Origin of the sequence: Hymenobacter rigui (assembly GCF_003944715.1) — a bacterium.
GTDB lineage: Bacteria > Bacteroidota > Bacteroidia > Cytophagales > Hymenobacteraceae > Hymenobacter > Hymenobacter rigui.
This window is the reverse complement of the sequence record NZ_RWIT01000001.1, coordinates 305870-332198: the sequence shown is the minus strand read 5'-3', so window position 1 is coordinate 332198 and position 26329 is coordinate 305870. Positions and strand designations below refer to the sequence as shown.

The following is a 26329-nucleotide window of genomic DNA, read 5'->3' as shown; positions in this document are numbered from 1 at the left end:
AACCCGTTCCTTTTCACCCTCTTACCACAACCTTCTACACAACACGTATGAAAAAAACTATTTACTCCTTGGCACTGGCTTGCCTGGGTCTGGGGGCTTCGCTCACGGCGGAAGCCCAGAAAGTACGGCAGTGTTCCACCATGGAAAACTTAGCCCAACAGCTCGCCGCCGACCCGGCCATGGCCCAGCGCCTGGCAGCCATTGAAGGCCAGACCCAGAATTTCATTGCTAACCCCGTAGCCCAGCGCACCTCAGCCGTAGTAACCATTCCGGTGGTAGTGCACGTGCTGTACAACACGACTGCTCAGAACATTTCGGATGCCCAAATTCAGTCGCAGATTGCTGTGCTGAACGAGGACTTCAACAAGCTGAACGCCGACGCCAGCAAAACGCCCTCGGCCTTTGCCGGCCTGGCTGCCAACGTGGGCATCCAGTTCGTACTGGCCAAGCAGACCCCGGCCGGGGCCTCCACCACCGGTATCGAGCGGAAATCGGTAACTACCACCAGCTGGGGTACCGATGACAAGATGAAAAGCACCGCCACCGGCGGCCTCAACGCCTGGGATGCCACCAAATATCTGAACCTGTGGGTGTGCAACCTGTCGGGCGGTGTATTGGGTTACGCGCAGTTTCCCGGCGGTGCCGCCAGCACCGATGGCGTAGTTATTCTGAGTTCAGCCTTCGGACGGGGCGGCTCGTCGTCAGCTCCGTTCAATTTGGGCCGCACGGCCACGCACGAAGTGGGCCACTGGCTGAACCTGCGCCACATCTGGGGCGATGCCAATTGCGGCAACGACCTAGTATCGGACACGCCCACCCAGCAGACCAGCAACTACGGCTGCCCCTCTTTCCCGCACGTGACCTGCTCCAACGGCAGCAACGGCGACATGTTCATGAACTACATGGACTACGTGGACGATGCCTGCATGTATATGTTCTCCAACGGCCAGTCGGCTCGCATGAACGCGCTGTTTGCAGCCGGTGGTGCCCGCGTAGGCCTCACTACCTCCAACGGCGGCACGGCTCCCGGCGGCGGTACCACGCCTACTACGCCCACGTATTGCGCCAGCAAAGGCACTAGCGTATCGTATGAGTGGATTGATTTGGTGCAGCTCGGCTCCATCAGCCGCACCTCGGGTGCCAACGCCGGCTACTACGACGGCACGGCCCTGGGCACCACGGTAACGGCCGGTTCGTCGCAGACCATCAGCTACTCGGCTGGCTACGCCTCTACGGCCTACACCGAGTACTGGAAAGTGTATATCGACTACAACCAGGACGGTGACTTCATCGACTCGGGTGAGTTGGTAGCCAGCCGCAGCAGCGCTTCGGCCAGCACCCTCACCAGCACCTTCACGGTACCTACTACGGCCAAGAGCGGTAAAACCCGCATGCGCATCGTGATGAGCGACGCTTCGGCTACTACCAGCTGCGGCAGCTACAGCTACGGCGAAACCGAGGACTACAGCATCACCATTTCAGGCGGCGTGGCTCGTCAGGGCGTGGCTACGGCTGAGTCGGCCGGCTACCGCATCTACCCCAACCCCGCTACCGACGTGCTGAACATTGAGGTTCCCTCGGCCATCGACAACAAAGCCGTGCAGGTAACGGTGTACGATGTGCGCGGCGCGCAGATGAAGCAGGTATCCTTCGACGGCAACCTGCTGAACGTAGGCAACCTGGCCAAAGGCGTGTATACCCTGCGCATTGCCGATGGGCAGCAGGTAACGCACCAGCGCTTCGTGAAAGAATAACCAGGAAAAACGCCCTGTTTCAGGCTGTTTTTCAGATAAAAGACCTGCTCCTTCGGGGCAGGTCTTTTTTTGCGCCGGCTCCGCTGCCACAACCCGCCGGCGGAGCATAACCTTTTTGCAAAGTCGCAGTAAAGAGGCCTGCCTACCGTTCCGCTCCCAACTCCTATGAAGACCCTCTACTTAATGCGCCACGCCAAATCCAGCTGGAGCTTCGATGACTTGAGCGACAAGCAGCGCCCCCTCAACGACCGGGGCCGCGACGATGCTCCGCTGATGGGCCAGGCCCTGAAAAAGCGCGACATACAGCTGGATCTGCTGGTATGCTCCCCCGCCGTGCGCGCCATGAGCACCGCCGCGCTGGTCGCCCACGAGCTGGAGTACCCGGCTGACAAGATTGAGGTGGTGGAGAACATTTACGAAGCCTCCGTGCCCGATTTGCTGACCGTAGTGAAGCAGCTGCCCGATGCGGCCAAGTCGGTACTACTGGTGGGCCATAACAACACCCTCACGGAGTTTGCCAACCTACTCTCCCCCAGCGAAATTCCCGAAATGCCCACCGCCAGCATCGTGTGTCTGAAATTCAACACCGCCAGTTGGGCGCAGGTTGACCGGGCCAACGCCGAATACTACTTCTTCGACAAACCGAAAAACCAGTAAGGAGTAGGAGCTAGGAGCCAGGAGTCAGGAGCTAGAAGGTAAAAGTTGGAAGTCAGCAGCACTTGGGTGTTCTACTACTTCTGCTTTCCCACTTCTAACTCCTAGCTCTTGGCTCCTAGCTCCTCACTTTTACCTCCTCCCCTATGTCCGAAACCAAACAGGCGCAGCCCCGGCTGCTGAACCGCGAGCTGAGCTGGCTGACGTTTAACCGCCGCGTGCTGCAGGAAGCGCAAAACCCTGAAGTGCCCCTGCTGGAGCGCATCAAGTTTCTGGCCATCTTCAGCAGCAACCTGGATGAGTACTTCAAGGTGCGCGTGGCTACGCTGCGCCGTCTGGTGAAGCTGAAAAAGAAAACCCGCGCCAAGCTGGGCGAAGACCCCACCGAACAGCTCCACGACCTGCTGCAGGAAGTGGGCCGCCAGCAGCAGGAGTTCGGCGACACGTTCCGCAACCAGATTCTGCCGGGCCTGCGCCAGGAGCACATCCACCTGATTTCGGAGCACGACCTGGATGAGGAGCAGCACCAGTGGGTGCAGCAGTATTTCCGCGACAACGTGCAGGATTTGCTCTCGCCTATCATTTTGGACGAGAACCTGCACCACTTGTTCCTGCGCGACCAGAGCGTGTACCTCACCTTTCTGCTCAGCCAGCCCGAAAACCGCAAAAAGCACGACGCTGAGCGGGTAGTGGCCATGGAGCTACCCACCAAGCGCCACGGCAGCCGCTTCGTACGCCTGCCCGATGTGGGCCAGGAACACTATGTAATGTTCCTGGACGACGTAATCCGGTGCTGCGCCTGGGAGCTGTTCCCGAAGTACCAGAAGGTGCAGGTGCACGCCATCAAGCTCTCCCGCGACGCCGAGCTGGACATTCAGGAGGAGGTATCGGGCAACCTGCTGGCCAAAATCAAGAGTAGCCTGCAGAAGCGCGAAACCGGCTTCCCGGCCCGTTTGCTGTATGACCCCGCCATGCCCAAGGAGGTGCTGCGGGCCGTGATGCAGAAAACCGGCATCGGCAAGGAGGAGCTGGTGGAGGGCAGCCGCTACCACAACTTCCGCGACTTCTTCGGCTTCCCCGATTTCGGGCTGGCCCGGCTGCAGTACGCGCCCATGCCCCCGCTGCCCCAGCCCACCCTGCCCCGCACCGGCCCCATGCTGCCCGCCATTGCCCAGCGCGACCATCTGCTGCACCCGCCCTACCAGTCGTTCGATTACGTGACGCGCCTGCTCACGGAGGCTGCCAAGGATCCGCAGGTCAGCGGCATCAGCATGACGCTGTACCGGGTGGCCGGCAAGAGCGAAGTAGCCAAAGCCCTGCTGAAAGCCGTGAAAAACGGTAAGCAGGTAACGGTGGTGGTGGAGTTGAAAGCCCGCTTCGACGAGGAAAGCAACATGTTCTGGGCCGAGAAGCTGCAGAAGGCCGGAGCCAACGTCATCTTCGGCATCCCGGACCTGAAAGTGCACAGCAAGCTGTTGCTTATTACCCGCGCCGAGGAGGGCCACAACCAGCTGTACGCCTATCTGAGTACCGGCAACTTCAACGAGAAAACCAGCGAGATTTACGCCGACCACGGCCTATTTACCGCCAACCCCGAAATCACGCGGGAGGTAGCCGAGGTATTCCGCTACTTCCACGACCGGCAGGACAAAGCGGGCATGTTCCAGCATCTGCTGGTGGCCCCCTTCGAGCTGCGCGAGAAGCTGGTGGCGCTGGTGGATGCCGAAATTGAGCGGGCCCGCCGCGGCGAGGATGCCTACATCATTCTCAAGCTGAATGCCCTGCAGGATGACCGCATGATTCTGAAGCTCTACGAGGCCAGTGAGGCCGGCGTGCGGGTGGAGCTGCTCATCCGGGGCATTTCTTGCCTGATTCCGGAGCTGGCCGGCCAGAGCACCAACATTCAGCAGCGCGGCATGGTGGACCGGTTTCTGGAGCACGCCCGGGTGTACGTGTTCGGCAACGGCGGCGATGAGAAGGTGTATGTGGCTTCCTCCGACTGGATGGCCCGCAACCTGGACCGCCGCGTGGAAGTAGCCTTCCCCATTCTGCAGCCCGAGCTGAAAGCCGAAGTGCGCCACCTGCTGGACCTGCAGCGCCAGGACAACGTGAAGGCCCGCGACTGGCAGAACAACTTCCTGGGCCAGGACCAGGCCGCCGAGCAGGGCCGCATCCGCTCCCAGTTCGATACCTACGCCTACCTGAAAACCCTGAATAAAAAGCCGGCTGCCCGCCCCCGCAAGCCGGCCGCCCCCAAAGGCTAGCCAGCAGCAGTGTAGCAGTACCGCACCGGTCCGCCAGGCTAACGCCTGCCGGACCGGTTGTCGTCTGGAGTAGTTGAACTATCCGCCTCTATTATCCGTTATTACTCCTTGCTTCGTATATTCAAAGCAATACGGCATGATTCTTTCGGATAGCTGCCCTTTCACACTCTGACGTTTACACCTATGGTACATACCCTCACCTCCGCTGTTGCCCCGTCGTCCGTGGCTCCCCGGGCCCACGAGCTGAAAATCTGGCCCACCTGTTTTAGTGCCGTAGCCGCCGGATCCAAGCCCTTCGATGTGCGCCTCAACGACCGGGACTTCCAGCTCGGCGACGCGCTGCTGCTGCGCGAGTACGAGCCCGAAAGTGAGCAGTACACCGGCCGCACCCTGGAGCGGTGGGTAAGCTACCTGATGCCCGGCGGCACCTTCGGGGTAGAGCAGGGCTGGTGCGTGCTGGGCTTCTCGGAGCACCCGCCCCTGCCCGCCGGCGTGCACGATACCCGCCTCTGGTAGGGTAGGTGCGTGCTTTCACCTTGATGCCCCTGCCCCGTCCGGCCGGGGCTTTTTTTGCGGTGGCGGTAGCCAGTAGACTGCCCTGGAAAGGCCAAGACTTTGTATGTAGGTACAACAACACCCCTTAGGGTCGGCTCGTACTGTGAAACACTATTCTTCACAACCAACCCTACCTGCATGGAAACGATTAAAGCCAAAGGCTACGGCGCGAAAGGCTCCTTCTTCAATGGCCTCTCGGAAATGGATATTGAGCGCAAAGCGCCCGCCGAGGATGAAGTTCAGATTGATGTGTTGTATTGCGGCGTCTGCCACTCCGATTTACACCAGGTGAAAAATGACTGGGGTAACACCCTGTACCCCTGCGTGCCGGGCCACGAGGTAGTAGGCCGCGTGGTGCGGGCCGGTTCGGCCGTCAGCAAGTTCAAGGTGGGTGACTTGGTGGGCGTGGGCTGCATGATTGACTCCTGCGGGAGCTGCGAGCCTTGCCAGCACCACGAGGAAAACTACTGCGAAGGTCCGGTGAGCTTCACGGCCACCTACAACGGCTACATGAAGCCCGACGGCAGCGGCTTCAACACTTACGGAGGCTACTCCACCACCATCGTGGTGAAAGAGGGCTTCGTGCTGCGCATCCCCGAGAACCTCGATGTAAAGGCCGTGGCCCCTATTTTGTGCGCGGGCATCACCACCTACTCGCCCCTCAAGCACTGGGGCGTGAAGGAGGGCAGCAAAGTGGGCATTGCCGGCCTGGGCGGCCTGGGCCACATGGCCGTGAAGCTGGCTAAAGCTTTGGGTGCCGAGGTAACCGTACTGACCACCAACAAGGATAAGCAGGCCGAGGCCGTGCAGTTGGGGGCCAGCCACGTGGTGCTCACCACCGATGCCAAGCAGCTGGAAGCCCACGCCCTCAGCCTCGATTTCATTCTGGTGACCATCCCGGACACCTTCGAACTGAACGACTACGTGCCCCTGCTCCGCCGCGACGGCGCGCTGGTAACAGTAGGCCTGCTGGGCGAATACAAAAAGGCCCTCAACAACATGGAGGTAGCCCTGCACCGCCGCTCCATTGCCGGTTCCCTCATCGGAGGTATCAAGGAAACCCAGGAAGTGCTGGATTTCTGCGCCGAACACAACATTCTGCCCGAGGTGGAGATGATTCGGATGCAGGACATCAACAAAGCCTTCGACAAGCTGAAAGACGAGCAGGTACGCTTCCGCTACGTCATTGACATGGCCTCGCTGAAGGAAGAGTAGCCGCTCCGCCACCAGTACCAGAAGCTCCTTCAACCGCCGTAACTACCCACGATGGTATGCATTCACAAAGAAGCCCCCGTTGCCATGTGCAACGGGGGCTTCTTTGTGAAAATGAGTAGTTGCCGCCGTAGGGCAGGCTACTTGTTCACGGTCTTCTTCAGGAACTTGCGGGGCGGCACAATGAACAGCTCCACCGAAGCGTACGGCGCGCCGGCCAGCTTGGAGTCGATGATTTTGGTCCGGTCGTTATTGGTGCGGTCAAAGGCGTCGAAGGCGTAGTTGTAGCGGTAGCCGCCTTCCAGTCCGAACCAGAGGAAATCATAGATTTCCCGCTCCCAGCGGCCCCGGAACTTCACTTCGGTTTCGCGGAGCTCCAAAGTGCGCAGGGCAATGTTATCGGCCCGGCGCAGCGGCTGCCGCAGCTTAATGATGTAGTTAAAGCCATCAACGGAGTACCCAGCAAAGAACAGGGACTTGGGCGAAGCGTTGTAGCGCATTGTGATACGGGCCGGGAACAGGGCCTCTACGCCCCAGTGGTTATTGAAGGTACGGTTGTACAGCACGGCCGGGTAAATACTCTGCCGCCCGAAGGTGTACCCCAACTGCAGGCCCACGCCCCAGGAAAAAGTGGGGCTGCGCTTCCAGCCGTACAGAAACTCCGACGACACCCGCAGGTAGTCGCTCACATTCACTCCCTGCGAGGTGTAGTCACCGCTCAACTCGCCCTTCACCCGGAAAATGTACCAGTTCACGGCATTCACCGGCCGGATAATGGCCAACTGTGCGCCCAGCGTTTTCAGGCCTTTGTTCTCAATGTTGTCGTAGAGCTCGTAGCCGGTGGGGAATTGCTTGAATTTGAACTCCTCCCGCTCGTAGTTGATACCCAGCAGCATTTTCAGGTGCGGGCGGTTCCAGAACGGGATGTAGCCCTTAATCACCAGCCGGGCGTTCTTCTCCGCATCCGACTTGTAGTCCTGCAACCCCACGGCCTGCCCGTCAGAGGAAACCCCGAAGCGGGGCATCCGCTCATAGTGGAAAATCAGGCCTTTGCTGGGCCCCATGCCCACCACGGAGGGCGTGGCAAACTCCTGGTCGCGGCCCACTTGGTCGGCGGCAACGGTATCGGAGGCAGGCGGGGCGGGCGGTGGATATACGGGCGGCTGCGTAGGCGTTACCTGGGCCTGGGCCACGGAAGCCGCTAACACGCAGAAACAAACAGTCAGGGGTCGGGCGACGCGCCCAATCAGCGTCGAAGATAGGGGCATAAGAAAGGATGAGGGAATGCGTAAAAACGACGAAAAGACGTCAGGCTAGCCTTAACGTCTTTTCGTGGAAAAGGATGAGATTTTAGTTGTTCGTTGCTAGTTGTCCGCTGTCAGGTATTGGCAGAGCTAACAACGGACAACTACCCTAAAACAGGAAGTCAAAGCCGACAAACACCAGTTTCTCCTCGCCCACCGAGTAGGTAGCGTTGATGACGGCCTGCTTGAGCACATCTACCCACACGCCACCGCCCACAGCGGTGTGGAAGGCGTCGAGGCCTTTCTGGGTGTCGCGGGAGGTGTACACCCGGGCGGCGTCGGCCAGGCCCAGGACACCGAACTTACCGGGTACCAGGTAGGCGTTAAAGGTGAAGAGCTGAATGCGCACCTCCGCGTTGCCGTACACCGACGAGCGGCCGGCGTAGCGGGTGCGGCGGTAGCCGCGCAGGTTGGTGGTGCCGCCCAGCGTGTTGGCCTGGAAGAAGCGGTAGTCGCCCAGGTTGCGAGTGGCCCCGATGCGCCCGGCCCAGGTGAGCTGGAAGGGGAAGTTGGGCGAGAGGTAGGCCCGGAACTCGGTAGCTAGTCGGCCGTAACTCAGTTTCTCGTCGTTGAGCTGGCGGTTATACTCCACCGAGTTGTACCAACGCAGCCCGATACGGGGGTTTTTGGGCGAGCTGGCCGCATCCAGATTCAGGTAAGCCTTGCCACCCAGGTAGCGGCTGGTGCCGAAGTCGGAAGCCCGGATGCCGGCCGCGGCCGTACCGTCCTGCCCGTTACCGGCGGCATCGAGCCCACTGGCTATTTCACTGCCAATCCGGGCCCGGTCGATGTGCCACTGGTCGTACTGCGGGCCAAAGCCGAATTTCAGGAAGCTGAACAGGTCCTTTTCCAGCATGGGCGCCACGTACAGCCGCGAGAAGCGGATGCGGTACAGTTCGTTGATGTCCCGGTTACGGGCCGGTCCGTCGTCATCGTCGCCGGCCAGGGAGTTCTTGGTGTCGTTGCCCAGCCCGAAGAAGTTGTACAGCAGCTGCGGGCCGTAAAGCTGGGCCGTGAGGCGCAGGTCCGTTTTGCCGATGACATCCACAAAATGGCCCAGGTAACGCACGTTGTAGGCGCTCTGCGAAGGTGAGTAGTTGGCGGCCAGGCTCTGCTCGGTAGCGTACGGGGCCTTGCGGAAGCCGTAGGTGCGGTAGGTGACACCGCCGCCCACAAACACCCGGTCGTCAATGTTGTAACCGAAGTAGGCTGTAGGGCCGAAGTAGTTCAGGGTGTAATCCTTGCGGTCGGAGCGGGTATGTACGTCGTAGCGGCTTACATCAATACCGGGCTCCAGGCGCAGGCGGGCGTCTTTGCCGGGCACAATCACGTTGCCCGAGTCGGCATCGTACACGTGCAGACGGTGGCGGAAGCCAGCTACGTTCGAGCGGTCCACAATGGAGTCCCGGTCGAGGCCGCCAATGATGCGTACCAGCGGGCCGTTTTTCACGTCGCCTTTCACCTCGTACTGGTCCTCGCCGGCAAAGCCGTAGAGGCGCAGCTCCTTGGTCACTTTGTTATCGAAGGTGCGGTCGAAGAGCATCTTGCTCAACTCGCCTTCCTTATTGATTTTCTGAACGGTTACGCGGGTCTTGTTGTCGGGCAGGCGCTCTACCACAAACTTCTCACGTTTCTTGGAGCCTTTCACCTCCGTTACGCGGCTGAGCATTTCGTAGTAGTCGGCGGCTACCTGAGGCAGCAGGTCGCGGCGGCTTTTCAGCTTGGCCATGATTTCGGGGCCGTGCAGATCGTAAATCTGCTTGGGCCACCGTTCCTTAAAGGCTTTCTCAATTACCTCGTCGGTGAGGCTGGCTTTCATCTCCTCGGCCTGCTTCACCCACTGCTCCTTAGTTACGGAGGCCAGATACACCCGGTCGTTGCTGAGGGCGGTCAGGTTCAGGCCCTTCCAGTCGGCGTAATCCTTGCCGAAGTTCTGGAAGTTACGGATGGCCCACTTGCGCGAGGCCAGGTACGGGAACAGCCCGTCGCCCTTGAAGAAGGCCACGTCCCGGTCCTCGGGCACGGCCGTGAACTTCCGGTCGCCGTCCTTGTCCTTCTTCTCGGCCCAGCGCCACTGGTCCTCGTGCCGGTCCCAGTCGCCAATCCACATATCGAAGAGGCGGGAGCGGGCAAAAGCTTTTTCGTTGACGCGGTTATCGTTGTCGTCGGTGATGCGCTCAAACACCTTATCGGTGCCCACCAAATTTTTGGCGTTGCCCAGGCTTTCCACGTTGCTCTGGTCGTCCTTGGCATCTTCCTCAATGGCTCCCGGCGTATTACCGAACCGCTCCAGGTACTGGCCCAGCAACGGGTCCTGCGGAATGTAGCGCAGTTCGGGGTTGGTGTGCAGAATGCCGGCCGCATCGGCCAGAGGCGGAATTACGATGGAGTTGAACGGGTGCTGGGCCGAAATCTGGTCCTGCAGAATGTCGGCCGCCGCGCCGGTGCGCAGGGCTTCCGGCAGTACCGCCGAGGGGTCTTTGTTGAGGCTGCGGATGGTGAAGTTCCGGCCCTCCTCGTTGCGTACTTTCAGCGAGGCCGTTTGCTTGCCGCCGCCAATCTTGTAGGGCGTGAGGCCGCCCTTTTCGGTGGCCAGATCCAGCACCGGGAATTTCACCGGCGTAGCCCACTCCTTGCGGTAATGCTCCCCGAACAGGAACTTATGAAACTTGCCTTTATCGTCGTAGCCGGGGTTAACGGCCACCGTCACGGTGGAGTCGCGGAAGTTGGGGCGGGGACCGGTGGCTTTGCCGGGCCCTTCGGCCACGGCATCCTGGCGGGCGTACATGGGCGTGCGGAACACCAAGCGGCCGGTTTCACCCACGCCGTTCGGGATGTAGAACTCCGTCCACACCTCGCCGTTGTCGTAGTAGTTCACGCGGGCAAATCCCTTCTCCTTGTCCGAGAACATGGCATCCCCACCCGAGCCGGGCTTAACGTGCTGGGTTTTGCAGCCCGAGCCACTCACGATGTGGTTGAGGTTGCCCTCCTTGAAATACTGCAGGTTGTGCTCGTGGCCGGCGGCGTACACCACGTTCGGGTACTTCTGGAAAATCTCCAGCAGCCCCTTTTTATACGCCTGGTACAGCGGGTGGGCAATATCCTGGCTTACCCCGCCGTATTTGCGGGCAAACGGGTAAATGGAGCCGATGATGGGCAGCGGTACGAAGGCGTACTTGTACACGATGCTGAGCGGGAAGAAATGGTCGCCCAGCGTGAAGTAGCCCCCGTGAATGCCGTCGGAAAACAGCGGGTGGTGGGCCACCACCATGATGTTCTTGCCCGCGTTGCGCTGAATGATGTCCTCTACCTGGGTAAAGAAGTCGGTTTCGTTGGCTACGCCGCAGCCGCTGTTGGCCCCGTAAGGCCGCTCGCCGGAGGTTTGCAGAAACCACTGCGAGTTGATGGCAATCAGCACCAGATCATCCTGCAGCCGGATTTCAACCGGCCCGGGACAGGCGTCGCGGGGCAGAAAGAAGTCGCCGGTGTAGGGGAAGGCAGCCGAGTCGCTCTGCAGGTAGTTCTCCACGAAGAACTGCTCCCGATTCACCTGGTCCACAGCGCCGCGCTGGCCCTGCTTCCAGTCGTGGTTACCCGGAATCATGTATTTCTCGCCCTGGTAGTCGCGCAGCACTTTCAGCTGATCAATGATACGCTGCTCCGATACTTTCCGGTCGTAGGCCTTCTCCTCGGGCATACCGTACTCGTAGATGTTGTCGCCGAGGTAGATGGTAGTGCTTTTGGCCCCAGCCGTCAGAATCTGCTTGCGCAGGTAGTTTAACGACGGCTCACCACCCTCCGACTCCAGGGCGGGCTTGCCCACGTCGCCGATGAGAAATACGGTGTAGCGAATGTGGGTGCTATCGGGCGGGGTTTTCGACTCCCAGTTCTCGCCGCCTTTGCGGTAGTTGGGGCGGGTAGGGTGAGGCGTTTGGACTTTTGCCTTTTGCTGGGCCCGGGCCGCAGGAGTAGCGGCCCCAAGCAACGTCAGCAGCAGGCAACACGACAGAAAATGTCTGCTCATATACACAGAAGAGAAAATAGCACGAAGGCAGTCCAGCCCGGCACATCAGCGCAGGAAACCACATCAGTTGGCAGTACGGTAAAATGCCGGTATTGGCTATCTTTCAGTACCGGCCACCGGGCCGTGCGCTGCCGTACGCAAATTGCTAGTGTACGGTTGGGCTGAGCGCTCCGGATTGCGGCCCGAAGTTACGTCCTCAACAACCTGCAGCGGCAAAACCCGTTGTAAGCGGCACAGCCCGTTGCTGCCCGCTTTTCCGTTCTGTTCTATCCCGATGGAGCCCATTCTTACGCAAAAACCGGCCAAAGCCGAAATTCTCAAGCAAGCCAAAGCCTACGTGCAGCAACTGCTGGAGGAAAAGCTACCCGCCCAGCTCGTGTACCACTCCCCCAAGCACACGACTACGGTAGTAAAGGAAGCCCGTGCCCTGGGCGAAGCCGCCGGCCTGAAAGACACCGACCAGGAAGCCCTGCTACTGGCCGCCTGGTTTCATGATACGGGCTACATTGATACCTACGACGGCCACGAGTTCCGGAGCGCCGAGCTGGCCGGCGAGTGGCTGACCCAGCAGGGCTACCCTGCCGAGCGGGTGACCTTGGTGCAGCAGCTCATTAAGGCCACCCACCGCGACGCTACCCGCGAAACCGAGCTGGAGCAGCTGCTGGTGGACGCCGACATGAGCAACATGGGCCGCGACGACTTCTTCGCCAACGGCGAGCTGCTGCGGGCCGAGTGGGAAGCCACGCTGGGTAAAACCTACTCCAACCCCGACTGGGCCGAAAACCAGCTGGCCTTCCTCTGCGCGGGCAAGTACTACACCAAGGCCGCCCGGGAGCGGTACGAGGACCAGCTCAAAGACAACATCAAGGACCAGCGCAAGCAGCTGAAGAAAACCGAGAAGAAGAAAAAGAAGAAGGAAGAGGAAGCCACGGGCACCTTTGCCGAGCCCAAGCGCGGCATCGAAACCATGTTCCGGACCATGTACAGTAACCACATGAAGCTCTCGGATATGGCCGATAAAAAAGCCAGCATGATGATTTCGCTGAATGCGGTGCTCATGTCGCTTATCATCACCTACTTCGGGGCCAAGCTGGGCAGCAAATCGGCGGCCCTCAACAATGTGGGCCTGATCCGGAACCCGGTTATTGCGGTGCCCATGGGCATTCTGCTGGCTACGGCCCTGGGCTCGGTTATTACGGCCATCCTGTGCGCCCAGCCCGACGTAACCAGCTTCAAGTGGCTGAAGCGCAGCCCCCAGATTGCCACCAACCGCCGCGTAAACCTGCTGTTCTTCGGCAACTTCAGCAAGCTTAGCCTCGACGATTTCCAGCGCGGCATGACGGAAATCATGGGTCAGAAAGACGCGCTGTACACCAACATGGTAACGGATATCTACTACCTCGGCGACGTGCTCACCAAGAAATATCGGCTGCTGCGCCTGAGCTATACCATCTTCATGGTGGGCCTGATTCTCACCGCTTTATCATTCGGTATTGCACTGCTATACAAGGCGTAAGCTTGGAGTAGGCGGGTAATACAAAAGCTGTCATCCTGAGCAGAGCGAAGGACCTTATCACGTACCAACGGTTTCGTTCAAACGTGGCAAGGTCCTTCGCTCTGCTCAGGATGACAGCTTTTTTCTATTCCCTCACCCCTCTTACCCTCACTCCTCCTATTCTATTCCCTCCTACCCTCTTACTCTCACATACTGTCACCGCTCCCCCAGCAGCCGGGCCAGCTGTTGAATGGAGCGGCCCATGAAGCGGTGCAGCCGGTGCAGCTGCCCAAACCGAACGAGACGGTGGTTACTGGCCACGTGGCCGTAGCGCAGCTCCAATGTCAGCAGGCAACTGTCCAGGTCCACGGCTTCGAGGCAGCAGAACAGCAGGGCGTTGGGAAACAGGCGGAAGTGGGAAATCTTCTCCACGTAGGTAATGCGGCCTTCCTCGTCTTCCAGGCACTGCACCGTCTGGAAATCAATCTGCCCGCTGAACACGTCCACTTTATAGCTGGTGCCCAGGCGGCCGGCCTTGCTGACATCGTAGTGCACGGCGGTGGCGCCTTCCATCCAGCGGGGCCGCATCCGGAAGTTGCTGATGACGCGCAGGGCGTAGGGGGCGGGCACGGGCAGCACCCGGCGCACCTTCAGGGCACAGCCCGGGCGCGGGGCTTCCTCGGCGTTGGTGGGGCCGGCCAGCAGCAGCCGCAGCGGCGAGAGATGAGCGTAATGATAGGGAGCTTCGCCGATGTGCTCGTAGTAGGTAGAGCCCGGCAGCAGCCGCGTCCAGGAAAACGCCCGGGACAGCGCCCCGGCCGACTGCGTACTAGTGTACCCCTCCGACAGCAGGATGTATTCGGCCCCGGCCACGTTGTTCTTGAGCAGGCGGTGCACCACAATCACGTCGCGGCCCATAAGCTTGGTGTATTCCCGAATGCGGGCTACACTCACGCGGCCGTAATGCACCACTATTTTCAGGGTGAGGGCCAGCTCATGCAGGGAAGCCGCCAGGGCCGAGCCGGTGTCGCGCTCCACCAGGCGCAGGTAGTTCTGAAAGTCGAGGTAAATGCGGCGGCACTGGCGCACCAGCTCCTCGGCCGTGGGTGGCGGCCCCAGCCGGTAAAACAGCACCGCGTCGCCCTGAATTTCGTTTACCTCCAGGTCCAGGATATTGGCCTCAATGAGAATTTCCAGCAAATCGGCCACCAGGAACGGGGCCTGCGGATTGCCTGACTCCTCAATAAACCGCGTGAAGCCGCTGATGTCGGGGATGAGGAGCAGGGCCGGTTGCTGCCCATCAGCGGCGGAAGACGACGCTGACCCGGCTGCCCGGCGCTGGTTCCGCAATTCATCCAAAACACCCATACACCCGAAAAAAGCGAAGATTCAGAAATAGCCGCACGAAGATACCGGGCCTCTGCCCCGCTTCCTATACGCGGGGCCGACCGGTTTGGGCAGCCCGGGCTTTCGGCGTAGCTTTGTACCTGAATATTTTGGCTGCGTAGTTCAACGGATAGAATAGGCGTTTCCTAAACGCTTGATATGGGTTCGATTCCCGTCGCGGCTACTAAAAACCCAGTTCATGAATCCGAAACGGGGTTTTCAATTTTTCGGGGGACACTTTGGGGGACAACTCAGAGCTATTTTAGTTTTTGGGGGACAGGATGCCGGCGGGGCCCGCGCATTTTTGCGTCGGCGGGCTATCTTTGTTTTACCCGCCGGGTAAGTAGTTGCCAGCTCCTACCTACGGGCAAGGGCCGCCGCGTCAATTGACGCGGCGGCCCTTCTCTTTTCCCGGTAGGGTGTCCAGCAATCCAGGCACCTTACTTCCCGCCGGGCGGGGTACTTCTGCTCACCTGTTGCACCCTACTCCCGGAGTAGCCGCCGGGCGGCCTGCTGGTTGGCTTCGCGCTGCTCCGGGGTGCCGCCGATATGCAGGGTAACTGTTACCGGGCGTTCCTCATCATCAGCAGCCAGGGCGGTGCGCTGCAGCTTGGGTGTTACAAATTCGGCCAGCTTTACATAGGCGTCTATAAAATCCTTTCCCCTTAGGCTGAGCAGGTGCGTCCGGAGCGTGTCGGCGTCGAGGCCGGCGAGGGCCGCGCCGATAAGCTCCCGGGTGTGGGCGGTGGCTTTATTGGCGCTTCCTTTCGGGCGGCCGGAGGGGTTGCCGCTGGTTCCTTTTTCGTACTGCATACCTGCTGGGGCCGGCAAGGGGTATCCGAAACGGTTACGCCTGTTCCTGCCTGTTGTTTACAGCAAGATACGGCCAGCAGCGGCGGGCCCATAGCCCACGGCCGGGGCCGGACTTTTGGGGTTGAGTTTTGCACGCGCACGGCGGCGGAGGTACTCTGCGGTATGCCGGGGGCCGCTAACAAGATTTACCCCTCCCCTCCCGGCCAGTTCTCAAATGCTCCGAATTACAGGGCTTTGGTAACAGCCAGCAGTTTCAAAACCTAACAAATCAAATGTTAAGATTTCAGCAGATCTTACCGGCGTCCCCCTTCACGGTAATTTTGCACGCACGAAAAAACGGGTATCTGCTACGGTGGGCCGGCGGCCACGGTAAAGGATTTACCCCTCCCCTGGGGGCCTTAGGATGGTAGGGGTTATGCTCCGTAAAATTTACGGAATAAGGCACTGGCCTATTTATACTGTCAATTCAGTAGATAGCGCCGTTTCATAAAACCGGGCATTTCCGGTTTTATGAAACAGACAAAATATAGTTTTCCCCCAATATCCGGATAACCTGCACGAAAGCAGATTTGCTTTCTGCCCACGGGCAAGAAACGACAAAGGGTATAACGATTCGCTATACCCTTTGCGCTGCAGTAAGTATGTGGCCCCAAGGTGAGGGGGTATCATTTAAAGTTACAACAGGTGTTTTTATTCTGCTACCCGGGGCGGCGGATACTTAGCCAGGTAGGAGCATCCATTTCTTACGTTTGATAAAAGTGAAGATTGTAAACGCTACGCCGCGTAGGCTCCTTCCTCCGTTTGGCGGAGCAGACTTAGCGCGGTAAGGGTATCCAGTAGGGGCTGCACGCGTTCCGGCTTGGTACGCTTGAAGCGGGCGGCTACTTGGGCGGCGCTTACCGACTGGCCGGCCTGCTGCACAGCATCCCGAACGGCCTGCATCTGTTGGGCCAGTTCCGTAGGCCACGGCTGGGGGCCAGTGGCTTCTGCGGCGGCGGCCACCTTGGCAGCGGCGGCGGGCAGGGCCAGCGCCGACTGTTGCAGCTCCGGGGCTTGGTAGGCGGGGCGGAGGTACCGAACGTGGCCGGCCTGTTCCTCCTGGGCGCGCTCGTGGTTGAGGCGTACCAGACGGGTCAGGATTTCGGCGTCGGGAAGGTCGGCGGGCCAGCCGTAGGCGGCGGCTACGGCGGCGTCTAGCTGCTGGTGCAGACTCAGGACCACGGAGGCCAGGCCCTGCTGGTTGGTGGCTTGCTCTTTGGCCGTGGTGAGGGGCTGGCCGGCGCGCAGCTTTTCCACCACATTGTAGAGGTCGGTGAGGGTGAGGGCGGGGTGTTGGGCCTGCTGGCGCTTGCGGTGGGCGTCGAGCTGTTCGGCCAGATCCCGGATGCGCGCCTGCTGCTCCGCCGTGGCCGCCGGCAAGGGGAACGGGTCGAAACAACGGGATTTATTGTAACGCGGCGTATTTCCGCCCAAGTCGCCACCTGCTGCTAGTGTCCAGACAATATGAAATTTGCTAGAAAGAACACCTAAATAATAAGCGTCATCAAGAGCAATTGCAATTAGTGCGTCATCAGGTAATACTTCCTTATCTAGAAAAGTAAAAAACCTGTGTTTTGATACGTAGACAGTTGATATGTAACGGTCAAGACCTTGGAGCATATTCCGCAATTTTGGATTGGGCTCACCAAATACCCACCAATTTTCTCGTCTAATAGCCCTGTTATTTTGGTCTCGCTCAGGCTTGACGTTTTCAACTACATGTTGGTAAACAGCTGGGTATTTTTCAAGAACCTGATTCGAGGAGAGACCATATAAATCAATGACCATTACTCCTCTTGGCTTATCTGTCAGGTCGCGCCCATTTCTATAAGCTCGGATATGATTTTCAATTCCCGGTATTTGACCTAATCCGATTTCTTGCGCTTTAACGGGCGTCACGACGAATCCAGTACCAAACAAGCAGACGCCTCTATTAGCAAGGTTAAGATTTGATTTTAGCAGCTCAGAACTGTCCAAATCAGCACCAATACTTAGGTCTGGAAGTATATGACCTTCTTCTTCAATAAAAGTCACTTCAGCAGCATCGTCACCTTCTGGTGTTGATTCGGTTTTGACTGTTAACAACCGTCCTGTAGTTACAGTACCATTGTTTCGTTCTGCTACTGTCATAGCAATGCGTACAGCAGCTCCATCAGCACCTTCAACCCAAGGATGGTCAGGAACTGCAAAAACCAATGCAAGCGGGGCCGGGTCACCTTCCAAGAAGGGCTGCATTACCCGCCGTGCAAAAATCTGTTTGATACTGTTGGTGGTGATGAAGCCAAACCGCTCGGAGGTTCCGCGCTGCACGGCGGCGGCGGCGTTGTGCCACCAGTACATTACCAGGTCGGCCGAATCGGGCACCTTGCCTTTGTAGGCTTTGCGCAGGGCTTCGGTGTACCCGTCCCCTAAGGCGTCGCGCATCCGGGCCGGGCCTACAAACGGCGGGTTGCCCACAATGAAATCGGCCTGGGGCCACTCGGCGGGCTGGGGGTTGGGGTAGTCGAGCACGGGCGTGCGGGCGGTTTCGTCGGGCACGGGCTGGCCGGTGGCGGGGTGCAGCTTGGTAGTGCCGTCCCAGCGCGTTACGGGCTGGCCGTGGGCATCGAGGCGGGGCACGGGCGGGCCGTGCTGCAGGGCCGCATCCTGCTGGCGGATATTCTGGTACTCATCCAACAGCGGCTCCCGGAGTTCGGAGGGGCCGTAGGTGCGCAGGTGCCACTGCAGGTAGCCAATGCGTAATACCACGTCGGCAATGGCGGCCGCGCGCGGGTTCAGCTCCAAGCCCAACAGCTGGTGCGGGCTTACGGTGGTACCGCCGCCCAATTCCAGCAGGCCCGTCTGGCCGTAGCTGTTAATAGCGGCCAGCACTTCGCCTTCCAGCCGCTTGAGGTGTTCCAGCGTCACATACAGGAAGTTACCGGAGCCGCAGGCAGGGTCCAGAATTTTGAGGCTGGTGAGGCGGCTCAGGAAGCGCACCAGCTCGGCGCGGGCGTCTTTGGGCTGGCCTTCATCGAGGCGGCGGGCGGCGGCGGCTTGCGCGGCGGCCCACTCCCGGCGCAAGGGTTCCAGCACGGTAGGCAGCACCAGCCGTTCCACGTAGCGGCGCGGGGTATAGTGGGCTCCCAGGCTGTGCCGTTCCTTGGGGTCGAGGGCGCGTTCCAGCAGCGTGCCGAAAATGGCCGGCTCTACCTCCGTCCAATCTGCCTTAGCCGATTGCAACAGCAGCTCCGCCTGTCCGGCGTTCAGCGGCAAGGCGGTGGCATCGTGGAACAGCTTACCATTGAAGCGGCGGATATGCTCATTAATTACAATAGAATCCCCGCCAGTATCCATTGTTTGCCAGAGGTTAGCTAGAGCCGCTGGCAGAAACTTTAAGCGTTCCGGCTTACTGTACTCATTCAGCATCCCGGTAAAGCTCTGCTTCGGAATCAGGTTTACATCTTCCGCAAACATGGTGAACAGGCAGCGCATCAGGAATTGCGCCACCACGTCGGGCGCGTGCCCGGCCCGTTCCAGCTGCTCCGATAGTTTAGCCAGGCGGGCGGCCAGCTCCCGCGTCACGCGGGCGGCGCGGCGGCTGGGGTCCAGCTCTTTCGGGTCGAGGAAGATTTGGCGGAGCATAGCCCGCGTTTTCTCATCGGCCAGCGAGGCCAGCGGCAACCGGAACTTGGTTTGATCGGGGAAGGGCACAAACGAATCCCCCACCCCGGCGAAGTTGCTATACACGTCGATACAGTAGCCCACATCGGCCACCAGCACAAACAGCGGGCGGGGTTCCTCCGGCGGCAGGGCGCGCACGTAGCCAAGGGCCTGCTGGCGGGCGGCCTGCATCATTTCGGCCCACTTGGCGGAGCCGCGTACGGCGTGGCCCTTGCGGCGCTTGCTGGGCTCCAACCCCAGCTCAGCGCGTTCCTGTTTCTTTTGTTGGTCGGCGGTGTCGGTGCCCTGCTTGGTTTCCAGCACGAAGCAGCCGCGCTTATACAGGTCAATCCGGCCGGTGCTTTTCTTGGGACCGTCGTTGAACTGTACGGCCCGTTCCAGCACGTAGCTATCCTGGGCGGGGTCGTCGGTGGTGGGGTCGGGGCGGGGCACGCCTAGCAGGTCGCAGAGGTCTTGCAGAAACAGGCCGTAGTTGGCGCGCTCCGCGCCGCCGGCGGGTTTCCAGCGGGCTTCAAAATCGGGGTAAGTCAAAGCGGATAAGGCTAGAGTAGCGAAAGGGCGGGGAAGATAGGCAGCTATGTCGTTATTTGGCGGGGAATATCGGATAATAGTGCCTTATGAAGAAAGATGCGTACGTCAGTGAGTGCGAAAGGTACCGTTACACGTTAGCGCGGTGCTGGAACGAAGCCGGCCCCGTGGTTTGCTTCGTTATGCTGAATCCCAGCAAGGCCGACGCATGGCAGGATGACCCAACTATTCGCCGTTGTATCGGGTTTGCCAAAGCCTGGGGGTTTGGGGCGCTAAACGTGGTCAACCTGTACTCATACCGCGCCACAAAACCCGCCGACTTGAAGGCCACCCCGGAGCCTAACGGCCCCGAAAGTAACCAGCATCTTGCCACGGTGGCGGCGGGTGCGTCACTAATTATTGCCGCTTGGGGTAACCATGGTGAGGGCGAAAGAGTAGCCGAAGTGCTGACCTTACTACAGGGCACGGGCCGGGAAATTCACTGCCTGGGGCAAACTAAGACCGGCGCGCCCCGGCACCCGTTGTACGTGCGGGCTGACGTACTACCGGTGAGCTATGCGTGTTGAGTATCGTACCGTACCAAAAATGGTACACGGTACACTACACCCGGAGCCACCGGGCGGCGGTATTGAAGGGTACGCCGGTTTGGGCCTCTATTTCCCGGAGGCTTAGCCCTTGCCCGTGTAGCTCCCGCACGCGGGCTTCCTGCTCCGCTTTACCGGCGTACTTGCTAGCCGATTTGAACGCAGAGCCGGCGGGGCGGGGTAGCCGTTCGTACAATGCCAGCGCGTGCCGGCGGTACACGTCGGCAATAGCCAGGGCGGCGGTTAAGTCGGCATCTTCGCAGGTAAGGATGCGGCCGGCGGGAGCTTCGCCGTTCTCGAAACAGCGTAGCAGCGTCAGCAGCATACAGAGCCGGAAGCAGGCGCGGGCATGGCGTTTTACGGCACTACCGGAGCCTTCGCCAAAGTCGGCTATTCCGTCGCTTAGCCAGGCTTCCCAAGCCGTGCTAAAGCGTACCTGCTGGGACTTGGTAAGGCGCACCAACACCCGCCCGGCACCGGCGGCGGCTATCATTTCGGATATACGCACCGACAGCGCATCAAACCAAGTATCGAGGGAGCCGCCGGCGGGTTCGGCAAACGGGTTGTCCCACTGGTGCGGGGCTTCAAAGGCGTAAAACCAGAAGCGCGAAAACAACCCATCCTCCGCATTGGGAATAAGCCGGGCTACCTGCTCCGGCGTACCTCCCAAGGCCACCGACAGGGCCGGCCGGCTCAGCTCGTAGGTGCCGGCTGTTTTACGGTCGTATAGGTGCGGTTCGTGTTCGGAGCATTTGCGTAGCAGGGCGGAGTAGTCGCCAAAGTCCTGCTTTAGCGCGCCGCTCAGCGTGTCGGCTTCCGTGTCGCAGATAATACCCCGTTCTTCGTTTTCTGCTAGCGTCTTTACCACGTTGGCCGCGCCATTATCGGCCGGAATGAATAGCCGGCGGCGTGCCGGTTCCACGGGCCGGGGTGGCAGCGGCCCGCCGGCTTTGGCGGCCCGCTTCTGCTGCTCGTATTCCTGTAGCTGCAGCTCGTACCCTTCCCGCTCCCGCTGGCTGGCTTCGCGCAATGCTTGATGATGCGGCCAGGCCAGCCGGCGGGCCCAATCCAGCGCGCCCTTACCGGAGGCCGCCGGGGCCACTACAAAGGCGTACACGTTGGCCCCTATAACCTTGTTTCGGTATAACCCTTCCAGCGTCGGGAAACACCCCGACAGCACGGCCAGCGCGCCGGTTAGTAGCACGTCCCGTTCCCGGGCGGTTGGCAAAGGCTGGCAGCACTGCTGCAGAAACTCCGGAAGCAGCTGGTACACCTCCGGCGGAATGGTAGGCGTGTTGAGGGGTACGGCCGGAGCCACCGGGGCCACGGTAGCGGCGCGCTGTTCCTCCCTAAAACTAGGGCGAACGGTAGGCGGCTCCCAGGGCTTGCTGCTATGGTGGGCAGCTTCGCGCTGATAGATACCCCGGATGGTGCGGGCAATTTCGTCGGTGGTAAAGTCGGGGCCCGCGTACCCGGCGGCGTGGCTTTCCAGGTCGGACTGGGGCACGCCCTTTTCGTTGCAGAAGAAAGCCAAAGCCGCAAGCCAGGCATTACGCCCACCCCGGGCCGGGAAGCCGCCGTGCCGCTGCTCATACTGTAGCACGCACCAATCCAGCGCCGCCCCCGGCATTATCGGACCAGTACGCGCGGGCGCGCCCGCGCGTGTAGGGGTGTCCTGTTTTGTCCTGTCGGGAGTTTCGACCCCAGTACGCGCGGGCACGCGCGCACGCGTAGGGATGTCAATAGTTGTCAAGTCCGGCGCGCCCTCGCGCGCGGGCGCGCACCCGCGCGTATTGCTCTCGAAACTCCCGGCGGCCCCGTCGGCGGGTTGCCCCGTGCGCGTTGATGTGTCGGGTTTCGTCGGGTCGGGCGGTGGGGTCGCGGCCCGGAGGTCAGCTAGGGTAAGAGGCATTGCCAGCTCGTTAAAATGTAGTGTTTTGTATAGTTCTGGGCAGTTGTTAGCCGGTTGGATAAAAACCCCGCCGGCCAGCTGACAGAGCATTACCCGCCAAAGCGCGGGCTTAGCCAGGCGTCGGCATCGTGGCAGACAAAGCAGGCGCGGGCCACGTCTTTGCCGCTGGGGTCGGGCTGCAGCTCCGGGCCGTAGCACCCCGCCAAATAGCCCGACAGGGCCCGGAAGTTGTCGAGGTGCGACGCGGCGGGGTCGGCTTCCAGCAGGGCCTTTAGCCCTTCGCCGCCGGGGCTGGTAAACAGCAGCACCAGGCCCGGCTGCAGCAGCGCATCCGACAGTAAGACAGCGCGGGCGGCGGCCACGTCGGGCAAGTGGTCAAAGTCCAGCACCAACAGGCCGGAAGATGTTTGCAGGTTGCCGTTGGCACGGGTGGGCGCAAAGGTGCCGGCGGGCGTAACGTAGTCTAGGGCCTTTTTCCGTTCGGCCCGCTGCTCACTACCGGCCGGAGCTTGCCGGAGCCACTCAGTAGCCGCCGCAAACCGGGGCCCGTGTACCACTTCCCAAAGTTGGCGCGGGGTTACGGCCGCATACGGAGCCGCTGTGCGGATACCGCCCCGGAAGTAGCTAAACCGGGGTGGCTCCGGTATGCCCGGCGGCGGGCTGTTTGTTACTGTTTCGTTACTGTTATCCGTTGTCAAACATGACAGAATCGACACAATTGCCGGGGCGACTGGCTTACCTGTTTCATGCCTGCTATCCGGCTGCTTTGGCTGTTGGTTAGGTATGGATTCAACGCCGCTTCCAGCTTCGCCCGGAGCAGTAGCCGCTGTTCCTGCTTCATTCCTGCTATTGTCCGGCGTTTCGGACAAATTACCTGCTAATTCCCTGCTATTATCAGTCCTTTCAGGAGCACCAAACACCCCACGACGCGGCTCCCGTAGGCCACCGGCCCGGAGTATCGGCAACCAATCGGCCAGCGGGCCGGCATACCCACGCTGGTGCAAAGCAGCTTCCAGTTCTGCAGCCGTGCGGGTAAGGGCTGGGCTATAATCGGAGAAAAGGGCCCGCACGGCGGCGGCATCTATAGCGGCGGGCGGTGTAGCGTTAGCCACGGCGGCGGCGGGCCGGGCCCGTTACGGTGGTGGGCAAGGTATCGGCGGCCGGGTTCAGCAAGTACAGCCGCTTTATTTCGTCAGCCTCAAACCGAAATACGGGGTCGTCTCCGGGGCTGGGGTCGGCGGGTACGAACGCCAGCGCACCGCCCCGGTAAGAGGTAAGCAGATTGGTAACAGCGCGGCCTACCCACAAAATGCGCGGGCCGTAGTCTAGCCCCTCCCCCGTTGTGAGCAGGGCCACAGCGGCCCCGGCCGGCACGGCGGGCCAATCCCGGCGGCGCACGGGATAAGCCAGACACGGGAGCCCGCCGGCCAGTAGCAGCACCGGCGGGGCATCGAGTAGCAGCACGTTATTAGCCACGGCGCGCCCCTCCTTTCTTGGCTGGCTTTGCCGTGCGCTGATGTGCCTGTAACGCGTTCAATACGTCGGCGCGTTTGATGTAGGATCGGCCGCCGATTTTGTGGTAAGGCAACATTCCACGCCGCTTCCAGTCGTGAATGGTGGCCGGGCACACATCTAGCAATGTTGCCGCGTCTCGCACGGTTAGCAGTTCAGGCCCGGCGGCTTCCGCCGTTTCCGCTGGGGCCGGGCCATTACTGGTTACTTCATGCCGAATAATTGCCCTTAGATCCTCTAAGAGCTGGGAGTAGGATACTCCGGTAGTTAGTATGGTTTGCATAGTGCATCATGCCCGCCGGGGAATTGTCCGGCTGGGATGGTGCAAAACAGCCTGTATTAATCGGGTTGAAATAGAGCAGTAATAAATCCCCTGATTTTACCCTGATTCTTACTCCCTCCCAAAGTTCTCTATAGCCTTCTCAGTAAATTCCTCAAATTCCTTGAAAACGTCAGAGCTTCTATTAACAGTTCCTTTCACTGCCTTATGATATCTTATTCCAAAATAGTTTCGCAGTTTTTCTAAACTCCAACCCTTTCTTTTGATTATTTTTTTATCTCTTAAAGTATTATAAAAACCCGCCATACTACTCAGTGCCAATCCGGGCTTACCACAATAGATACCATCCGACGATATCAGCCCTATTCCAAAAGCTATTTTGTCGATATCCATCATAGTAAAGGGATAATTATTAGGATCTTCTTGTGAACTTATAGCCTCATAGCTTATGGCTACATCTGATTTCATACTACTCCTTTTTAATTTAATCCACCTTTCTGCATAATTTTTATTATTTGGCTTAATTGGCATTATACGCAACCCTCTTTCCAATTCATTTAGAAAAATGCAACCAAAATTCATATCAATTTTGAGAGCATTTTGATAAGCTGATTCAAGTGTTACAAATATATAATCCTTTGAAAATTCACAACTAGACAAAGACATAAATATACTCCCACAATGATGGCATATATTATTTTTATTAGTTAATTCAAAATTCTTATAAACAGTATTTTTCACTGACTCAAATAGATGATATTCTTCTTCACTTATTCCCCCATTATCAAACTCTAATTTTACTAAGCCTGATAACACCTGTGAAAACAGGTAAAAATCACCACTATTAAATCTTGATAAATAGCTAGTTATCAGGCTTCCCAATGATCTTTTTGGGGCAATGCGAGCAGTCGGCAGGCTAACTCCTGATGGTTTAAAAGGTTTTTCCCAGGATTTGAAAGGAATAACTATTGGCTTCACAATAGAGTTGGGCAAACTCTTCGATATGCCTGTTGTATTATAATTAGACATACCTAGCGCACTGTCATGGTACTTCATATTGATACTATGCTATTTTCAAAGACATTGGCATTTCATAAACGCGGGCAAACTCTCTTTCTACAGCTTGTTCCGTAATGTTCACGTACCGTTTGAATGACTTCCAGTCCCGGTGCCCGGTAATCTTCATTACCAGTTCCGGCCGTAGGCCCCTTTCCAGGCTCAGGGTTACAAAGGTGCGGCGGCCGGTGTGGCAGCCTAGCTTTTGCCACTTCGGAAGCGTAGTGCTTTCCCGGTTGCCGCCCCGGTAGCGGATAACCTCAATGGGTTCCGTAATACCGGCCCGCTCTCCTAGCTCTTTCAGGTAATCGTTTAGCTTCTGGTTGGACACCGCCCGCACTTCGCCGGCAATCATTCTGCGCACAATCGGCAGGGCGCGGGACTGCAGCGGTATGGTAACAGTTTCGCGGGTTTTTTGAGTAGTAAGGCGCAAAGTTGAGCCGCGAAGGTGCTCCGGCCGGATGCTCACCAAATCGGAGTAGCGCAGGCCCGTGTAGCAGCTGAGCAGGAACAGGGCCCGGGCGTTGTCGAGGTAGCCGCCGGCCGGGAGTTCGAGGGCTTCCAGCTGCTCTACTTCTTCCGCCGTTAGCGTCATTATATCGGGTTCCTGACGCTTCCAGGTAAGACGCGTGTAGCCGGTGGTTTCGTGGTAGCCCCGTTCGGCGGCCCACTTCATAAACCGTTTCAGGCGCGTTACGTGCTTCTGTATGGTGTTATCCGTCTGGTGTGCGGTATGCAGCAGGTACGCGGTGAATTTGTCGCCCCAGGCGGGCGTAATGAGGTCAAAATCTACGGCCGTGCCACTGGCTTGCCCAAACTCCCGGAGGTGCCGGGCGGCGGTGGCGTACGTTTGGGCCGTGCGTACCTGTCCGGCGGCGCGGGTCAGGCTAATCCATTCGGTGAAATAGTCCCAGAACACCCGGGCCACGGGGGCCGGCTCCGCTTCTTTCAGGGCCACGGCGGCGCGTAACTCATCGGGAGAAGGCAGGCGGCCGGCCGCTACGGCAGTATCATGGCACTCCGTTAGGGCGGTTTCGATTGCGTCTAGCCGGTCGTTGGTTGAGCCGTTGGGGTTGTTGCGCCCTTTGGCTTGCCCGCGCTGGTTTTTCACTATCCACTGGTGGGGCGCAATCCGCAGGCCGGTGGGCACTTTCACGCGGTGCCCGTTGAAGGATGCAAACGCAAAAATCGGGGTCGGCTCCGGGCTCTTAGGCTCCCGAAGCAGGAAGGATATAGTTATCATGTGTACGGGTAAGTAGTTGCCGTACGAAAGATAAAAAGTTTGTCCCCCGAA

18 protein-coding genes and 1 tRNA gene are annotated in these 26329 nt (G+C 59.3%); 8 read left to right on the top strand and 11 right to left on the bottom strand.

Annotated features, from left to right (window positions below; translation table 11 throughout):
* The first annotated feature begins 47 nt into the window (after positions 1-47).
* The 5 genes from EI291_RS01395 (at position 48) to EI291_RS01375 (ending at position 6442) form a co-directional block, all read left to right on the top strand.
* Positions 48-1754 (top strand): GEVED domain-containing protein, encoded by a 1707-nt coding sequence (locus tag EI291_RS01395; protein WP_125417476.1) that lies wholly within the window; start codon positions 48-50, stop codon positions 1752-1754.
* 165 nt (positions 1755-1919) lie between these two features.
* Positions 1920-2411, top strand: a complete 492-nt coding sequence (sixA, locus tag EI291_RS01390) for a phosphohistidine phosphatase SixA (RefSeq protein WP_125417475.1) — start codon at positions 1920-1922, stop codon at positions 2409-2411.
* A gap of 143 nt (positions 2412-2554) precedes the next feature.
* Complete coding sequence (gene ppk1, locus EI291_RS01385; RefSeq protein ID WP_125417474.1) at positions 2555-4672, top strand: polyphosphate kinase 1; 2118 nt, start codon at positions 2555-2557, stop codon at positions 4670-4672.
* 183 nt (positions 4673-4855) lie between these two features.
* Positions 4856-5188 (top strand): ASCH/PUA domain-containing protein, encoded by a 333-nt coding sequence (locus EI291_RS01380; RefSeq protein ID WP_125417473.1) that lies wholly within the window; start codon positions 4856-4858, stop codon positions 5186-5188.
* 177 nt (positions 5189-5365) lie between these two features.
* Entirely contained in the window at positions 5366-6442 is a 1077-nt protein-coding gene (locus tag EI291_RS01375; protein WP_125417472.1) for an NAD(P)-dependent alcohol dehydrogenase, read from the top strand.
* A gap of 137 nt (positions 6443-6579) precedes the next feature.
* Here EI291_RS01375 and EI291_RS01370 read toward each other — a convergent pair whose 3' ends face one another.
* Positions 6580-7707 (bottom strand): DUF6268 family outer membrane beta-barrel protein, encoded by a 1128-nt coding sequence (locus EI291_RS01370; RefSeq protein WP_125417471.1) that lies wholly within the window; start codon positions 7705-7707, stop codon positions 6580-6582.
* Between the two features lie 145 nt (positions 7708-7852).
* Positions 7853-11767 carry a metallophosphoesterase gene (locus EI291_RS01365; protein WP_240635328.1) on the bottom strand — a complete coding sequence of 1305 codons (3915 nt, stop codon included), beginning with the start codon at positions 11765-11767 and terminating at the stop codon, positions 7853-7855.
* 274 nt (positions 11768-12041) lie between these two features.
* Here EI291_RS01365 and EI291_RS01360 point away from each other — a divergent pair, with 274 nt between their 5' ends.
* Entirely contained in the window at positions 12042-13283 is a 1242-nt protein-coding gene (locus tag EI291_RS01360; RefSeq protein ID WP_125417470.1) for a Pycsar system effector family protein, read from the top strand.
* Between the two features lie 195 nt (positions 13284-13478).
* Here EI291_RS01360 and EI291_RS01355 read toward each other — a convergent pair whose 3' ends face one another.
* Positions 13479-14630, bottom strand: coding sequence for a DUF2652 domain-containing protein (locus EI291_RS01355; protein ID WP_125417469.1), 1152 nt, complete (start codon positions 14628-14630; stop codon positions 13479-13481).
* 130 nt (positions 14631-14760) lie between these two features.
* On the opposite strand from EI291_RS01355, the gene EI291_RS01350 reads away from it, so the two are divergent.
* Positions 14761-14832: transfer RNA gene (locus EI291_RS01350), tRNA-Arg, on the top strand.
* 299 nt (positions 14833-15131) lie between these two features.
* Here EI291_RS01350 and EI291_RS01345 read toward each other — a convergent pair.
* On the bottom strand, positions 15132-15461 hold the full coding sequence (locus EI291_RS01345) for a DUF5681 domain-containing protein (protein WP_125417468.1): 330 nt from the start codon (positions 15459-15461) through the stop codon (positions 15132-15134).
* A gap of 774 nt (positions 15462-16235) precedes the next feature.
* Positions 16236-19694, bottom strand: coding sequence for a class I SAM-dependent DNA methyltransferase (locus EI291_RS01340; RefSeq protein ID WP_125417467.1), 3459 nt, complete (start codon positions 19692-19694; stop codon positions 16236-16238).
* 86 nt (positions 19695-19780) lie between these two features.
* On the opposite strand from EI291_RS01340, the gene EI291_RS01335 reads away from it, so the two are divergent.
* The gene (locus EI291_RS01335; RefSeq protein WP_125417466.1) at positions 19781-20257 is read left to right on the top strand and encodes a DUF1643 domain-containing protein; all 477 of its coding nucleotides are present in this window, start codon (positions 19781-19783) and stop codon (positions 20255-20257) included.
* Between the two features lie 34 nt (positions 20258-20291).
* Here EI291_RS01335 and EI291_RS01330 read toward each other — a convergent pair whose 3' ends face one another.
* From EI291_RS01330 to EI291_RS01305, 6 genes are all read right to left on the bottom strand, one after another.
* Complete coding sequence (locus EI291_RS01330) at positions 20292-22187, bottom strand: DUF3987 domain-containing protein (RefSeq protein ID WP_170172452.1); 1896 nt, start codon at positions 22185-22187, stop codon at positions 20292-20294.
* A gap of 89 nt (positions 22188-22276) precedes the next feature.
* Positions 22277-22744 carry a BT4734/BF3469 family protein gene (locus EI291_RS22715; RefSeq protein WP_170172451.1) on the bottom strand — a complete coding sequence of 156 codons (468 nt, stop codon included), beginning with the start codon at positions 22742-22744 and terminating at the stop codon, positions 22277-22279.
* A gap of 547 nt (positions 22745-23291) precedes the next feature.
* The gene (locus EI291_RS01320) at positions 23292-23651 is read right to left on the bottom strand and encodes a hypothetical protein (protein WP_125417463.1); all 360 of its coding nucleotides are present in this window, start codon (positions 23649-23651) and stop codon (positions 23292-23294) included.
* A 4-nt stretch (positions 23652-23655) separates the two neighbouring features.
* Positions 23656-23982: a helix-turn-helix domain-containing protein gene (locus EI291_RS23465; RefSeq protein WP_125417462.1), complete on the bottom strand. Its 327-nt coding sequence runs from the start codon at positions 23980-23982 to the stop codon at positions 23656-23658.
* A 108-nt stretch (positions 23983-24090) separates the two neighbouring features.
* On the bottom strand, positions 24091-24957 hold the full coding sequence (locus tag EI291_RS01310; protein ID WP_148103360.1) for a hypothetical protein: 867 nt from the start codon (positions 24955-24957) through the stop codon (positions 24091-24093).
* Positions 24958-25042: 85 nt separating this feature from the next.
* Complete coding sequence (locus EI291_RS01305) at positions 25043-26278, bottom strand: site-specific integrase (protein WP_125417460.1); 1236 nt, start codon at positions 26276-26278, stop codon at positions 25043-25045.
* Positions 26279-26329 lie beyond the last annotated feature (51 nt).

Bases quoted from the DNA above. Each gene is read 5' to 3' on its own strand.
- EI291_RS01395 (WP_125417476.1), top strand. From the start codon at position 48: ATGAAAAAAACTATTTACTCCTTGGCACTGGCTTGCCTGGGTCTGGGG.
- EI291_RS01335 (WP_125417466.1), top strand. From the start codon at position 19,781: ATGAAGAAAGATGCGTACGTCAGTGAGTGCGAAAGGTACCGTTACACG.
- ppk1 (WP_125417474.1), top strand. From the start codon at position 2,555: ATGTCCGAAACCAAACAGGCGCAGCCCCGGCTGCTGAACCGCGAGCTG.
- EI291_RS23465 (WP_125417462.1), bottom strand. From the start codon at position 23,982: ATGCAAACCATACTAACTACCGGAGTATCCTACTCCCAGCTCTTAGAG.
- EI291_RS01365 (WP_240635328.1), bottom strand. From the start codon at position 11,767: ATGAGCAGACATTTTCTGTCGTGTTGCCTGCTGCTGACGTTGCTTGGG.
- EI291_RS01375 (WP_125417472.1), top strand. From the start codon at position 5,366: ATGGAAACGATTAAAGCCAAAGGCTACGGCGCGAAAGGCTCCTTCTTC.
- EI291_RS01370 (WP_125417471.1), bottom strand. From the start codon at position 7,707: ATGCCCCTATCTTCGACGCTGATTGGGCGCGTCGCCCGACCCCTGACT.
- EI291_RS01330 (WP_170172452.1), bottom strand. From the start codon at position 22,187: ATGCCTCTTACCCTAGCTGACCTCCGGGCCGCGACCCCACCGCCCGAC.
- EI291_RS01345 (WP_125417468.1), bottom strand. From the start codon at position 15,461: ATGCAGTACGAAAAAGGAACCAGCGGCAACCCCTCCGGCCGCCCGAAA.
- EI291_RS01305 (WP_125417460.1), bottom strand. From the start codon at position 26,278: ATGATAACTATATCCTTCCTGCTTCGGGAGCCTAAGAGCCCGGAGCCG.
- EI291_RS01360 (WP_125417470.1), top strand. From the start codon at position 12,042: ATGGAGCCCATTCTTACGCAAAAACCGGCCAAAGCCGAAATTCTCAAG.
- sixA (WP_125417475.1), top strand. From the start codon at position 1,920: ATGAAGACCCTCTACTTAATGCGCCACGCCAAATCCAGCTGGAGCTTC.
- EI291_RS01355 (WP_125417469.1), bottom strand. From the start codon at position 14,630: ATGGGTGTTTTGGATGAATTGCGGAACCAGCGCCGGGCAGCCGGGTCA.
- EI291_RS01380 (WP_125417473.1), top strand. From the start codon at position 4,856: ATGGTACATACCCTCACCTCCGCTGTTGCCCCGTCGTCCGTGGCTCCC.